Origin of the sequence: Bacteroides sp. An19 (assembly GCF_002160215.1) — a bacterium.
GTDB classification, from domain to species: Bacteria; Bacteroidota; Bacteroidia; order Bacteroidales; family Bacteroidaceae; genus Phocaeicola; species Phocaeicola intestinalis.
On the sequence record NZ_NFKD01000004.1, the window covers coordinates 143,610 to 159,584 of the forward strand.

Below are 15,975 nucleotides of genomic sequence, written 5' to 3' on the forward strand. Positions count from 1 at the left end.
GGCATAATCACAAGAGATAAAAATAAATCTCTGTGCCTTTGTGTCTCTGTATTCAAATTAAAGAAAGAAACATACAGTTCTCAATAGGTAAATACATAAACAAACGCATCCGCAAGTCCCCTCCTCTGGGAGGGGATTTAGAGGAGGCTACAGAAAGAGAGAACCAATTTTATTATTCATACTTAAACTAATAAACATGAAAATGAAAGATTTGAAAAGACGAAACAAGCTCCTGCTGCTATGGCTGGCGGGAATGCTGTTCTCCGTACAAGCCTTTGCGCAAAGCATTACGGTCAACGGAGTAGTGAAAGACAAAACAGGCGAAACCGTCATCGGAGCCAGTGTAGTGGTAAAAGGTACCACCAATGGAACGATTACCGATTTCGACGGTAATTTTACCCTTAATGCCCAAAAAGGTGACATTATCGTCATCTCATTTATCGGATATAAAACCCAGGAACTTCCTGCAGCGGCTAACATGAACGTAGTAATGGAAGACGATAGCCAAATGCTGGAAGACGTGGTAGTCATTGGTTATGGTTCGGTAAAGAAAAGTGACTTGAGTGGTTCTGTTGTAGCCATCGAAGCTGAAGAAATCAACCGCGGTGCGGTTACTTCTCCTCAAGAATTAATGCAAGGAAAAGTGCCGGGACTTTCTGTTACCAGCGGTGATGGTGGTCCAGGTTCAGGTTCTACTATCCGTATCCGTAGCGGCGCCTCATTGAACGCCAGCAACGACCCGCTGATTGTCATCGACGGTATTCCTGTTTCTAACGATGCTGCTCCGGGCACGCCGAATGCCTTGGCAACCGTAAACCCGAACGATATTGCTACGTTCACCGTATTGAAAGACGCTTCGGCTACAGCTATCTACGGTTCGCGCGCATCAAACGGTGTCATCATCATCACCACTAAGAAGGGAGCGGAAGGAAAGATTAAAGTGACTTATAACAGCACGTATTCTTATAAAGATCCGTACAACCGCGTGAACGTGATGAACGGCGACGAATTCCGCCAAACAATGCTGAACCAATATGCCGGACAAGACGTGTACAACACCATCGAAGCCAATTTAGGCATGTATCCCAACGTAAACACCGACTGGCAAGATGAAATTTTCCAAGGAGGCTTAAGCACCGACCAAAACATTGCAGTTGCAGGTAAGGCAGGTTTCCTTCCTTTCCGTGTATCGTTCGGTTATAACAAAGAACGTGGTACACTAAAGACATCTGACTATGAGCGTTATACAGCAGCCGTAAACTTAAGCCCGAAGTTTTTTGATGACCATTTAAGTATAGACATCAACGTAAAAGGGACTATCAATAACAACCGTTTTGCAGATTCTGGTGCAGTAGGTGCAGCTATTTCATACGACCCGACCAAGCCCGTCTATGCAGAAGGAAACTATACAGAAGGTCTTAACGGTTACAACGGCTTCTATAACCATACAAACACACAGGCTGATGGCACTTACATGCCAGATGTGAACGCTACGACCAACCCTTTGTCTCTGCTCCTCGATGTAAACAACCAAGGTACTACAAAACGTAGTTTGGGCAACATCCAGCTGGATTACAAGATTCACGGGTTCGAAGACCTGCGCCTGAACCTGAACTTAGGTTATGACGTTGCCAAAACCACAGGAGACAACTTTGTGAATCCCTACTCATTCCAAGCAACAAAAGATACCGACTTCCCCATGCTGGGACAAGGAGGTTCATGGAGCAATCTGCGCCGAAACCACTTGCTGGATTTCTATGCCAACTATGTACACTACTTCGAACCTATTAAAAGCAATGTAGACTTGATGGTAGGTTACTCTTGGCAGCACTTCTACTACAATGACTTTACACAGCAAAAATCCAATCCGGCTGTAGGAGATTTCGCAGGCATCAGTGCCCCCACAGGCTGGACATGGAACGAAAGCGAACAACGTTATTTACGTGATGATAGCCGCCATAATCCGTGGGAAAATTACTTAGTATCTTTCTTCGGACGTTTGAACTATAACTTAATGGACCGCTACTTATTAACAGCAACCTTACGCCGCGATGGTTCTTCACGATTCAGTGAAAACAACCGTTGGGGTCTGTTCCCTTCTGTAGCTTTGGCATGGAGCATCATTAACGAAAATTTCATGGAAAATACCCGTGATGTATTGTCCAACTTAAAACTCCGTTTAGGTTATGGTGTAACAGGACAGCAAGACATCGGTGACTATATGTATCTTACCAAATACGCTATCAGCAGCAACACCAATACAATGTATAACGGCACTTTCCTATTAAAGCCCGATGGCTATAGCCCAGACTTGAAATGGGAAGAAACACATACATATAATGTAGCTGTTGACTATGGATTCCTGAACGGACGTATCAGCGGTAGCTTGGAATTCTACATCAAGAAGACCAAAGACTTGCTGAATACGGTTAGCGCACCTGCTGGAACTAACTTCACTAACCAGATTACCGCAAACGTGGGTGAAATGGAGAATAAAGGTGTCGAATTCAATGTCAACGCCGTAGCTATCCAAACAAAAGACTTCTCTTGGAACATTGGTTATAACGTAACATGGAATGATAGTAAAATAACCAAACTGACTGCAGGGTTCAACCCTGACTATGAAGGTATTGTAGCTGCAACAGCACCTTTTGGTACAAACACACCATTATCGAGACATCAAGTAGGATACGCTCCCTATACATTCTGGACTTACCAACAAGTGTATGACGAGAATGGCAACCCTATCCAAAATGCGATTGTAGACCGTAACGGTAACGGTACGATTGACGATGGTGACCGTTATTTCACGAACAAGAGCCCGTTAGCTGACGTATATATGGGATTCAGTTCACAATTCCAATGGAAAAACTGGGATTTGGGCTTTAACTTGCGTGCCAGCATCGGCAACTACGCATTTAATGCTCAAGCAGCCGACAATGGTTCATACAACAATTATGGAGGTTTGGGAACTTTGTCCAACATCAACAAAGATGCCGTAGAATACACCAATGGGTTCAAGTACACCAGCAGCACTGAAGGTAAATTGACCGACCTTTATTTGGAAAACGCTTCTTATTTGAAGATGGATAATATCACATTGGGATACACTTTCGACAAGTTCTTTACTGATAAGATTTCAGGACGCATCAGTGCATCCGTACAGAATGTGTTCACCATTTCGAAATATTCAGGACTTGATCCAGAAATACCTGGTGTAAACGGTATCGACGGTACGATATGGCCACGTCCGCGCACATTCACTTTAGGACTCAATCTTAACTTTTAATACCATTAGATAATTATGAAACTGAAATATATCACAACATCCTTACTTGCAGCTGGTTTATTTTCTTTTACAAGCTGCGTAAACGATCTTGACGTATTCCCGTTGGATCCCAATGTGGTAACTTCCAATGTTGCATACGACAGTGCTGAAAGCTATACGATGGCTTTAAATAAAATCTATTCAGTATGGGCGCTATCCGGACAAAACGGTGCAGGCGATTCTGACATTGCCGGACTGGATCCAGGTAATACGGTATTGCTCCGCTGCTGGTTTACCCTGCAGACTACCCCTACTGACGAAACCAAGAACGCATGGCCTGATGCTTGGGTTTCTTCCATGAACTCCATTACATGGACTACGGCACAAGTTGAACCTATTGAAGGAGCTTACCAGCGCGCCATGTACATTGTAGCTTTGGTGAACGACTTCATGAAGAACATCGGCAACGCACCCACTGAAATCAATCAAGCCCAATATGCAGCCGAAGCCCGTTTCTGTCGTGCATTGGCATATTATTCATTGATGGATTTATTTGGACGTCCGCCTTTCATCACTGAATCCAACTATTCATTGACACCCACACAGTTATCACGTGCTGAATTATTCAATTGGATTGAAAGTGAATTGATTGCCATCTATGATGCTTTACCAGTGAAAGCTGATTATGGACGCGCTGGAAAAGCAGCGGTAGACGCTTTGTTATCCCGCATGTACCTCAATGCAGAAGTGTACACCGGTACAGAACGCTATACCGACTGCATCATCCGTTGTAATAATGTGATCAATGCAGGATACAGTCTTGCTGATAACTATGCCGAACTATTCATGGCAGACAACGGTGAAAATACAGCAGCCAATAAGGAAATCATTTTCCCCATTATGGCAGACGGCGAAACCGCACAATCATACGGTATCGGAGCAATTATCCTTGGAACACGAGGAAGTAACCAAGGTGCAGAAAGCGGCATTAGTGGCGGATGGGCAGGATTCCGCGGTACAGGCAATTTGGTGCGTGTATTCGAGTTCCCCAGCAGCGATGAATCTACTTGGACTGCCGACAACATCACCGACAAGCGAGGCATATTCTATAGCGAAGGAAAAAGTGTAGATATTACCACATCGAACCTTACTTTTGATACGCAGGGATGGTCTGTGTTCAAGTTCACCAACCTTGACAGTAACGGGAATCCAGGCAAGAACGCCACCTTCCCCGACACTGACTTCCCTTTCTTCCGCTTGGGTGAAATCTACCTGAACTATGCCGAAGCCGTAGCACGTGGCGGACAAGGTGGAAATTTAGAAACGGCTGTAGGATATATCAATGCCCTTCGCCTACGAGGCGGAGCTTCTACTATCGGCAGCAGTTGGCTGACCGCTAACGCCAATGTGGGTGGCACTAGTACCAGTGTACAATACGGCAACTTGTTGAATGAACGTCAACGCGAAATGTACTTCGAATGTACACGCCGTACAGATCTTATCCGTTATGGATTATTTACTTCGAATAACTATTTGTGGGTTGAAAAAGGAGGGACACCGACTGGTGTAGGCGTAGACAACCATTACAATCTTTATCCTATTCCAACCACAGATTTGAGCGTCAACGCTAGTCTGACACAAAATGAGGGTTATTAATTTACCGTTTAACTTTAAAGTAGAACAGAACATGAAAAAGCTACTCAACTATATATCTGTATTAGGAATAGCCCTAGCCTTCACCGCTTGTGAAAACGACTTGGAAAAAGTTACCTACAATGTGGAAAGCACAAAAGCTGCCGTTTTGGCTACTCCTGCAACAACCAGCTATGTACTGGAATCACGCTATTCGGAAAATACGGCGTTTACCTTGGAATGGACAGCACCAGACTTTGGATATGATGCCATTGTCACTACAACCATTGATTTTGACTTAGCGGGTAATGATTTTGCTAATGCCATACAATTAGCATCTGTATCAACCGCTACATCACAAGAAATAACCATAGGTACCCTAAATGCTAACATTCTCACATTGCTACGTACATACGGCATTGAAGAAGATTTTAGCGCACGCGATTTTGAAATCCGTTTGTCATCTTCTATTTCTGAAGCTGCAAACCCACTTCTTTCAAATGTACTGACGCTAAATATCACCCCATACAGTGCCGACATCCAATACCCTGAAGTGTACGCCGTCGGTGATTACAGCGGATGGGGATGGGATACCGCACAATCACTCTTCAGTTTCAGTGAGGATGCTGTTAACTTTGAAGGCATCATCGACTTTGGAGAAAACAAAGGCAAAGGCTTCAAGCTGACAGGAGACACTAATTGGGATAATGGAAACTGGGGACTTGACGGAAGTGCGGCTGCACCCGAAGCCGAAGCACCCAGCATACAACTGATTAACGATGGAGGATCGGGAAATATCGCTTGCTATAGCCACCGCTACTACCGCTTCCAGTTCAATAACTCAACGCTGTTGCTGACCAACAACCTCAGCTTCGATGCCTTGTTCTTGGTAGGCAGCGCGTCAGGGCTGACTTGGGATACATCCAAACCCGAAAATGAAATGCAATTCGATCCGGAACGCCAACGTTTCTATATTGACTACACATTTGCGGCAAACGATGAAATCAAATTTCTGACCGACAACGGTACATGGTTCGGAGGTACAAGCGACGGTGGATTGAACACGCAAGACAATATTAAGATCGCTACTGCGGGCAGCTATCGTATCTACGTTAACTTGAACAACTCAAGCAACATGACCTACGAACTTAATGATGAAGATTACGGAGCAGAATGATGAGCCGTTAAATGGCATATTCCGAATATTACTCAAAAAGTAATAGTTAAACTTACACTCAAGACAAAGCCCCCGGCTGCAAAGAGCGGTCGGGGGCTTTTGTTATCCAGAAATGCGTATCTTTTCTCTAAAAAATGTTTTCTTTATCCTGCCAGTGTAGAATCTTACAAATTTGTATTATCCATATATGACATCTGTCATACGTAACAGGCAAGTGAGCATTTTTCCCCACATGCAGTGTGGGTTGTGTCCAATATAGCATCAATCCAAATGCATAATTTCATATCGCGCAAAGGATAACAACAAATTTCTACATCCAATTTTCCCAAAAACTGGATGCCTTTTCGTACCTTTGCACAGCAAACACCTCGAATTATGAGAAAAGCAATCTTTTTATTAACCCTGATAGCCTGCAGCATCGCCTGCACGGGCAATCGCAAAACGAACAAATTTATGACAAACGGAGACGAAACTTTGGTATGTCTGGAAACCACAATGGGCGACATTACCGTAAAGCTATACAATGAAACCCCGAAACACCGCGACAATTTCATCAAGCTGGTGAAAGAGGGCGTGTATGACGGCACACTATTCCACCGCGTTATCAAAAACTTCATGATTCAGGCAGGAGACCCCACCAGCAAAACCGCCAACGATACGGCTTCATTGGGAAGCGGAGACGTGGGTTACACTATACCGGCCGAATTTGTCGACACACGCTACCACAAGCGTGGTGCACTGGCTGCCGCACGCCAGCCCGACAACGTCAATCCTGAACGCGCCTCATCGGGATGCCAATTTTATATCGTGACAGGTAACGTGTTCAGTGAAGGCCAGCTTATCCAAATGGAAAAAAACATCAACCAAGGACGTCTGGACACCATCTTCCAGAACCTCGCCCGCAAGCACATGAAGGAAATCTACAAGATGCGCAAGGCTAACGATATGGCTGGCCTGCTTGCCCTTCAGGATACCTTGGAAGCGCAAGCCAAGGCACAACAACTGCAAGAAGGCATCCGCAGATTCACACCCGAACAAATCAAGATTTACACAACGGAAGGCGGAGCACCCCATTTGGATGGTGACTATACCGTATTCGGTGAAGTAGTGGAAGGAATGGATGCCGTGGCACGAATCGAGGCAGCCAAAACCAACAAGGCAGACCGCCCGACGGAAAACATCCGTATCACCAAAGCAAGCATTATTAATTAATGAAGAATGAGGAATGAAGAATTTTCCATGCAGGCGAAGCGGTTCTTCATTCTTCATTCTTAATTCTTCACTTATATGATAAAGGTAAACCATTATACATTGGAAAACGGACTGCGTATTGTGCATAACGAAAACCGCTCCACCCAAATGGTAGCGCTCAATATCCTGTACAATGTAGGGTCGCGTGACGAAGACCCCGACCATACAGGATTCGCACATCTGTTCGAACACCTGATGTTCGGAGGTTCAGCAAACATCCCCGACTACGACACTCCCGTACAAAATGCCGGAGGCGAAAACAACGCCTGGACCAATACCGACATCACCAACTACTACATTACACTCCCCTACCAGAACGTAGAGACCGGCTTTTGGCTGGAGAGCGACCGTATGCTGAGCCTAGACTTCAGTCCTCAAAGCCTGGAAGTGCAACGGCAAGTGGTAATAGAAGAATTCAAACAGCGCAACCTGAACCAACCTTATGGAGATGCCTCACACCTGCTTCGCGAAATGGCTTATCAGGATCATCCTTACCGCTGGCCCACCATCGGGAAAGAAATCAGCCATATCGCCAATGCCACACTGGAAGAAGTGAAAGACTTTTTCTACCGTTTTTATGCGCCCAACAATGCCATCTTATCCGTAACAGGACACATCCCGTTTGAAGACACCGTGCGTCTGGCACAAAAATGGTTCGGTCCCATACCGGCACGCGAAATACCCGAACGCCACCTACCCACCGAACGGAAGCAAACCTCCGTCCGCCGGCTTACCGTAACGCGCAAAGTACCTATCGATGCCCTATATATGGCATTCCATATATGCAACCGGTTCCAACCCGAATATTACGTGTACGACCTCATCACCGACCTCTTGTCGAACGGCAGGTCATCGCGTTTTATCCAAAACCTGGTACAAGAAAAGAAACTTTTCGCATCCATTGATGCCTACATATCAGGAAGCCTTGACGAAGGATTGCTGCACATTACCGGCAAGCCTGCCGCAGGCATATCTCTGGAAGAAGCCGAAAAAGCCGTGTGGGAAGAACTGGACAAACTGAAAACGCCATCCGTCTCTGAAGCTGAGCTGGAAAAAGTGAAAAACCGCTACGAAAGCGAACAGATATTCAACAACCTGAATTACCTGAACGTAGCCACCAACCTGGCTTATTTCGAACTGATAGGCAAGGCAGAAGACATCAACCGCGAAGTAGACAAGTACCGGGCCATCACCACCGGACAAGTACAGGAAACTGCCCGGAAAACATTCGTGCCCGAAAATTGCAGCATTCTTTATTATAAAGCCAAAAACACATGAACACACACTACCGTGCCCTGCTTGGCTTAGGGCTTCCCATCGTTATCGGCCAGATAGGTGTCATTGTGCTGGGCTTTGCCGACACAATTATGGTGGGACACCATAGCTCGGTAGAGCTTGCCGCCGCCAGTTTTGTCAATAATATGTTCAATCTTGCCATCATCTTCAGCACCGGGTTTGCTTACGGACTAACACCGGTGGTGGGACGGCTTTTCGGAGAAAAAAAAACATTCGAGACTGGACAAGTGCTAAAAAACAGCCTGCTGGCAAACACCGTGCTGGCGGCACTGGTATGTGCCCTGCTACTGGCACTCTACCTCAATCTTGACCGGCTGGGGCAACCCGATGAACTGATTCCCTATATGCGTCCGTACTTTATGGTGCTGTTCGTCTCATTGCCGTTCGTGCTGTGGTTCAATGCCTTCAAACAATTCTCCGATGGTATCACCGACACGAAAGTGTCAATGTGGATCCTGCTGGGCGGAAACCTGCTGAACATCATCGGCAACTATATTCTCATCTATGGCAAACTGGGTCTTCCTGAAATGGGACTGACCGGTGCCGGACTTTCCACCCTCATCTCCCGCATCCTGATGGTAGTGGCATACGTGGTTTTGTTTTTCTTCACCAACCGCTACCGGCATTTCCGCAAAGGTTTCTCCACAGGCAAGATCAATCGGGCCGACTTCACTCTGCTCAACCGGCTGGGATGGCCCATTGCTGCACAGATGGGTATGGAAACGGCCTCTTTCAGCCTCAGTGCCATTATGGTGGGCTGGCTGGGAAGTACCGAACTTGCCACTTACCAAGTAATGATAGCCGTGTCGCAAATCTGCTTTATGATGTATTATGGCATGGGAGCAGCCGTATCAGTACGCATCAGCAATTTCTTGGGGCAACGTGATTTTTACAACGTGAACCGTACGGCTAATACAGGTTTCCATATCATTCTGGTAATGATAATCTGTACCTCCGTACCCATCTATCTGCTACGTCACCATATCGGCGGATGGTTTACCGATGATGCCTCTGTCAGCCTGATGGTGGCACAAGTCATTGTGCCATTCCTGCTCTACCAGTTCGGCGACGGACTTCAAATCAACTTCGCCAATGCCCTGCGAGGGATAGCCGATGTACGTCCAATGATGTTGTTCTCTTTCATTGCCTACTTTGTCATCTCACTCCCCCTTGGCTATATCTTCGGATTTACCCTCAATTGGGGCATCACGGGTATCTGGATGGCATTCCCGTTCGGACTCACCAGTGCAGGAATCATGTACTACCTCCGCTTCCGATATAAAGTAAAGACACTGGGCAATACCCGTTATTAATTGTAAGCGATGTGAATCAGGAGTTAAAAGCCTAGAGTCTTGCTGATGAAACCGGTGCAAAAGGGTATCGGCACCTGACTACAACTTGATGTTAATTGCTAATTGTTAATTATTAATTGATAATTGTTAATTACAAAAATGTTTTCCACTTCCACTAAAATAGCATTCGGATTTATCCTGCTGACCGCCCTGCTTTTCGGTGCTATCGGCTACATCTACCGCCAAATGAACTTACTTACTGCCCCTACAGGCATTGAGGAAACCATCAGTGCACGCCGGAAAACAACCCATCAGATAGTAACCAAGCTCTACGATGCCGAGATTATCGGACAGACACTGCGCGCAGGCAGCCTGGACGAATATCCGCGCTACAGAAAAACAATGAAAGAAACCGGCGTACTCATCGACTCACTCCGCAACCTGCTGACCGACACCCTCCAGCAAGCACGTCTGGACACCGTAAGCTTACTTCTGAAACAAAAAGAATGGAACATGTTGCGCGTACTGGAAGTAATACGCGAAAGCCCTACCGATGAACTTTACCGCCAGCAGATAGACAGCCTCATCCTGCAACAAGACTCTATCCTGAGCGGCACACATGTGCAGCGCCGTATCGTAACACACCGCAATACCTACACCATCCATCATAAACCCAAGAAATTCTTCCGCCGGCTAGCCGACCTCTTTGCTCCGGGAAAGCCCGACTCTACCCAAGTGAACAACGTTGTGCAAGAGGTATATACCGATACCATCGATGAAGCATACAATCCTGTCGATACCATCGCCAGTATGCTCACCACCATTCAACACAAGGTGTTCCAAAGCCGGCAAGAACAACAACGCACCCTTGACGTACGCATCAACCAGCTCCGCATAGCCGGAAACATGCTAAGCAAACGGGTAAACCAATTACTGGATACCATTGAAGCCGATGAACAGGCAGCCATGGAGCGCCGCGTAATGCACGAACACGACATCCGCCAGCAAGCCGCACATACAATGGCTACCATAGCCATCCTTGCCGTACTGTTGGCACTGGTGTTTTTCATCATCATCTGGCGCGACATCACCCGAAGCAACCACTATCGTCACGAACTGGAAAAATCGAAGCAATATGCCGAAAACCTCCTTCTGGCACGCGAAAAACTGATGCTCACCATTACACACGACATCAAGGCACCCGCCGGTTCCATTATCGGATACATAGACCTGCTCATCCGCCTGGTGAACGACCGGCGCCAGCTGTTCTACCTGCACAATATGCAAAACTCGGCACGCCACCTGCTCGACCTTGTCACATCCTTGCTCGATTACCACCGGCTGGAAGCAGGCAAAATGGACCTGCATCCTGTCAGCTTCAATCCTCACGAACTGTTCGATAATATTTACCACAGCTTTTTACCTATTGCCGAAAAAAAACAACTTGCTTTCATATTCGATGAACATGTAACTCCATCCCTGAACCTGGAAGGTGACCCCTTCCGTATCCGGCAAATAGCAGAAAACCTGCTGTCGAACGCGCTGAAATTCACAGAAAAAGGTTCTATTACCCTAAGCATCAGCTATAGAAATAACTCTTTCCAGTTCAGTGTGAAAGATACTGGATGCGGTATGACTTCCGAAGAACAGGCACGCATATTCCATGAATTCACCCGCCTGCGCAGCGCACAAGGGCAGGAAGGTTTCGGACTAGGCCTGTCCATTACACGCAAACTGGTGGAACTGCTGAAGGGAGACATCCACATCCAGAGCAGCCCCGGAAAAGGCAGCGTGTTCCACATATCGTTTCCCCTTCCCCTAGCCCAGACAATACGTCCGGAAACGACCGACCCCATCAGACTACATGCCGACAGGCAGGCACACATCCTGCTTATCGACGACGATCGTATCCAGCTGAATCTCACCGAAGCTATGTTCCGCAACCTCTTCGCACACCTTCCAGCAAGCCAAATCCCTTTCATACACTGCTGTACCCGTCCCGAAGAATTGTTCCGCCTGCTACAGTCGGAACCTGTCGACCTCATCCTGACCGATATCCAGATGCCAGTCATGAACGGTTTCGAACTGCTGAAGGAAATACGTAAGCAAGACACACCACAAGCACACACCGTGCCCGTTATCGCCATCACTGCACGAAGCGACATGAGCGAAACGGACTTCCACACGCAAGGATTTGCAGGATGTCTTTACAAACCTTTCAACCAACAGGAACTGCTGAAGATATGCCAGCACACGCTGCATACCGACTGGCAAACCACTCCGGTTCCGACCAAACAATTGCCCGACACATCTATAGAAAAACGGTTCAACTTCAACCCTCTGACTGCTTTCTCGGAAGATGATCCAGAGGCTGCCCGCCAAATTATGAACACCTTTCTTGCCGAAACACAGAAAAACCGCGAACACATCCTACAAATACTGGAAAACGGCACCGTACGCCAGTTGGGTGAAATTGCCCATAAAATGCTGCCCACTTTCACAATGATAGAAGCCCGGCATGCACTCCCTTCGTTACTATGGTTGGAAACACACCGTGGAGATACCACCTGGAGCGAAGAAACGCGCACACATGCCGACAACCTATTGAAGTGTATCGATGAAGTGATGGAAGAAGCAAAACGGTTTACAACCTGAGAAAACTGTTTCAGAGGCAGAAGATGGAATATTTTCCAATGAATCCGCAAACAGCCAATTTGGCAAAATGAGGATATTCTTTAAAAGAATAATATATAAAATTCACCACAGAAGGCACACAGAGTCTTTTCTATTTACGAGTTGACAATTTACTATTCCGACATGAAATCGTACATCGCAAAATCGGATAACAGCAAACAGATATTCCCCAGTGTCCTCTCTGTGGTGAATTGTTTTATCATTTACCGCAAAGATATACTTTTTAAGCCATAATCAAACTATCCGGCAAAAATAATCACCCACCTGCCTACAGTTTCATCTGCTTCAGCCTCATCAATGCTTCAATGTAATAATAATCGGCATAGATGATTGCCGCATCGATTTCGGAATGACTCGGATAATTTCCGGTGGAATGCAACAGGAAAGCCGGCTTGCTTTTCCCGCTACGGTATTTGTCCGAACTCAGGCTTTCCAGCATACAGACTGCAGCCTTCTTGTATTCCTGCCCCTTTTCCGGTGATACATATCCGGATAATTCAAGCAATGCCGAAGCTACTACACAGGCAGCCGAAGCATCGCGGGGCGCGTATGGAATGGCAGGGTCATTAAAATCCCAATAAGGAACATAATCATCGGGCAAATGTTCCAGATACACGTCTGCCACCTTTTGCACGAAATCGAGGAAACGCGGCTCTTTCGTTTCGCGATATACCACCGTATAGCCATAAATAGCCCATGCCTGCCCACGTGCCCACATGCTGTTATCGTCATATCCCTGATGGGTGACTCCCTTGACAAACTCGCCCGTCAAGGTATCATATACGGCCACGTGATACGATGTATAGTCTGGACGGAAATGATATTTCATCGTGGTATCGGCGTGGGACACCGCCATATCATACAGCTTTTTATCGCCTCCGTTCTTTGCCGCCCAAAACAACATCTCCAGGTTTATCATATTGTCCATTATGGTATTATGCCCACCAAACATGGCTACATTACGGGGCCACGAAAGCATGGTACCCACCTTCGGATTGAACAATGCCGAAAGGGCTTCGGCACTGCGCAAGATAGCTTGCCGATAAGATTCATTACGTGTCAGGCGGTAGCCGTTCCCATAACTGCAAAACATCAGGAATCCCAAATCGTGGTCGTATGCAGGCTCATAGGTGAGATATTCTAACGAAGCGGTAAACTCCTCTGCCTCCTGCCGGATGGCAGGGTCGTTCGTATACTCATAATCATACCACAGGATACCAGGCCAGAAGCCGGCACACCACTCATCCTTTGTCACTTTGCTGCAGTACCAATGCGAGGCACTGTCGGCTATGTTCCGGGGCATCATCGTATAATCCACTCCCCCATCGCGTTGAGCCAGCTCGTCTAACGTGCGGCGCACCTGAGCATCACAATATGCCAATGCTTCGTCTGCATCAAACCGCCCGGACACATCGCCAGATTTTGTATCTGCACAAGCCGTCAGACAAACTAACCCGATTCCAATCAACCAATTTCTTGTTTTCATATTTTCCTTCTATTGTATGTTATAATAATTGTCCTTGATAAGATTCCACTTTTCTGTCATCCTGGTCCGACACGGGAACCAGGCGAACCGCCGCCCCTCCGCGTGGCTTCAAGGCAAAGCGCAACGCCTGTTTGCCATCAACCAACCATTCGGAACATTTCACTTGCGTACGCGTGCCTGTCTCTTCTCCACCATCGGCATACACATAGGCAATGTATGTCTGCCCTTCATCAAGAAAAGACAAGTCAATCTGCCGGGAAGAAGCTTCGTTGTTACCCAACAGCCCTACGAACCAAGTCTTTCCGCTGCGGCGGGCTATGCTCACATACTTGCCCGGCTCCCCTCCCAAGACTTTCGTGTCATCAAACACCGTCTGCAACTGCTCGAACCACGTTATTTCGGGTTCGCCTCCATAGAAGGAAGGCTTATCATACCAGAACAGTGTCTGCAACGGGCTGTAAAATACCAGCGATGCAGCCAATTGATGAGCGTGGGTGGTTTTCAGACGCTTGTCGTAATAACAGATGGTATAGTCTGCCGCCCCGTTTATCATACGGGTAAAAGGCAGAATGGTATTATGCGTGGCATCGGGAAACTCCTCGTTGCCATGGATGCCTTCCTGCGTCAGCAAGTTGGGATAGGTACGGCTGAAACCCGACGGACGGAACTCGTCGTGGATATTTATCATCAGCCGGTTCTCGGCAGCATAGCGCACCATGTCGTGCAACCATACCGCCCAACGGTGGGAAGCATATTGCACAAAACCCGACTTCACGCCCACTACGCCCCATTTGCGCAGCAGCGGGAACAGCTCACGCATCTGCTTCTGCAAGGCGTGCTGGTTGACGTAAAGCCATACCCCTACACCTTTCTTCTTCCCGTATGCTATCACCTTAGGCAAGTCGAGTTTGGACACCACCTGCGTGGCATCTCCGTCGAATGAAGTACAGGGCATATACCATTGCCAGTCGAACAACATATAAGGAATCTTGTGCGCCGCGCAAAAATCAATTGTCTCCATTGCCCCAGCCGTGGTAAGCGTGGTCTCGCGCATAATCTTGCCGGGCTTTATCCACGAGACATCGGCTATCTCGCACGGAGGGTTCAGATTTTGGATGATATCGTTATGCTCCAGCAATTCACCGGGCTTGTCCGCCACCATAATCACTTTCCACGGCGAAGCGAAGTAGGTCACGGCATCCACCGGACTGTACATCACCGACGTCAAGGTATTCGGCTTCTCCTGAGAGGCGAGAAACTTGGTCAGGCACCAGTCGTCTACATCGGCATCAGCCAATGCCATCCACGTTCCGCCGGGAAGTTCCAGCGTCAATGCACGCTCCACCGGCTGCTTGAGCGCATTCACATCCTCGTGCTCGAACGGAGCCTGCGCCCACTGCTCCGCCCATGCCTTCGTGCCTTCGGGCAGCGTATATTCTGTCAAGTCACCCACGACCTTATGGAAGATGGCCTGCGGATGCTCAGGGAAGAAATAGCGGAAGGCGATGCCCTCATCATACGCACGTACCTCGATGTTCATCCGGTAACCCGAACCGTCCTTGCGCGACAGGTACAGCGTACCACTATTGTGGCGGTCGCGCACCGTGCCCCGTTCGCCATACAGCGGATGCCATGTCTCGTCACAACTCCCGTACGACACCGAGTCAGCCTCCATCGTATCCATCCAGCAGTCGGGCTGGGGAAGGCTGCGCTTGCCCAACGCCATCTCCCATACCCGGTTGTCCAACTCCAGTCCTGCACGCCCACCGTCAAGTTAGAAGTGCAACTCCTCCACCGCCTTCCTCCGTCCTTGGAGCGTAGCGGAAAGGGCGGAGGAAGGCGGTGGAAGCCGGGCTTCGGGTCATCCGGCAATACAAAA

The 15,975-nt window shown here is 47.7% G+C and carries 8 protein-coding genes and 1 pseudogene; 7 read left to right on the forward strand and 2 right to left on the reverse strand.

Features of this window, described 5'->3' with window-relative positions; all coding sequences use genetic code 11:
- Positions 1-196: 196 nt before the first annotated feature.
- The 7 genes from B5F25_RS02990 (at position 197) to B5F25_RS03020 (ending at position 12,571) form a co-directional block, all read left to right on the forward strand.
- Positions 197-3,289: a TonB-dependent receptor gene (locus B5F25_RS02990; protein WP_087247470.1), complete on the forward strand. Its 3,093-nt coding sequence runs from the start codon at positions 197-199 to the stop codon at positions 3,287-3,289.
- A 15-nt stretch (positions 3,290-3,304) separates the two neighbouring features.
- Positions 3,305-4,924 (forward strand): RagB/SusD family nutrient uptake outer membrane protein, encoded by a 1,620-nt coding sequence (locus tag B5F25_RS02995; protein ID WP_087247472.1) that lies wholly within the window; start codon positions 3,305-3,307, stop codon positions 4,922-4,924.
- 31 nt (positions 4,925-4,955) lie between these two features.
- Entirely contained in the window at positions 4,956-6,077 is a 1,122-nt protein-coding gene (locus B5F25_RS03000) for a SusE domain-containing protein (RefSeq protein WP_158100098.1), read from the forward strand.
- 453 nt (positions 6,078-6,530) lie between these two features.
- Positions 6,531-7,289, forward strand: a complete 759-nt coding sequence (locus tag B5F25_RS03005) for a peptidylprolyl isomerase (protein ID WP_241148343.1) — start codon at positions 6,531-6,533, stop codon at positions 7,287-7,289.
- Between the two features lie 75 nt (positions 7,290-7,364).
- Positions 7,365-8,606 (forward strand): pitrilysin family protein, encoded by a 1,242-nt coding sequence (locus B5F25_RS03010; RefSeq protein ID WP_087247478.1) that lies wholly within the window; start codon positions 7,365-7,367, stop codon positions 8,604-8,606.
- On the forward strand, positions 8,603-9,937 hold the full coding sequence (locus B5F25_RS03015) for an MATE family efflux transporter (protein ID WP_022040069.1): 1,335 nt from the start codon (positions 8,603-8,605) through the stop codon (positions 9,935-9,937). The genes B5F25_RS03010 and B5F25_RS03015 overlap by 4 nt, the downstream gene beginning before the upstream one ends.
- Positions 9,938-10,075: 138 nt before the next feature.
- Entirely contained in the window at positions 10,076-12,571 is a 2,496-nt protein-coding gene (locus tag B5F25_RS03020) for a hybrid sensor histidine kinase/response regulator (RefSeq protein ID WP_022040070.1), read from the forward strand.
- Positions 12,572-12,878: 307 nt separating this feature from the next.
- Here B5F25_RS03020 and B5F25_RS03025 read toward each other — a convergent pair whose 3' ends face one another.
- Positions 12,879-14,096, reverse strand: coding sequence for a glycoside hydrolase family 88 protein (locus B5F25_RS03025; protein WP_087247480.1), 1,218 nt, complete (start codon positions 14,094-14,096; stop codon positions 12,879-12,881).
- A 19-nt stretch (positions 14,097-14,115) separates the two neighbouring features.
- A pseudogene (locus tag B5F25_RS03030) lies at positions 14,116-15,858 on the reverse strand (glycoside hydrolase family 97 catalytic domain-containing protein); the annotation flags it as partial.
- Between the last annotated feature and the right edge of the window lie 117 nt (positions 15,859-15,975).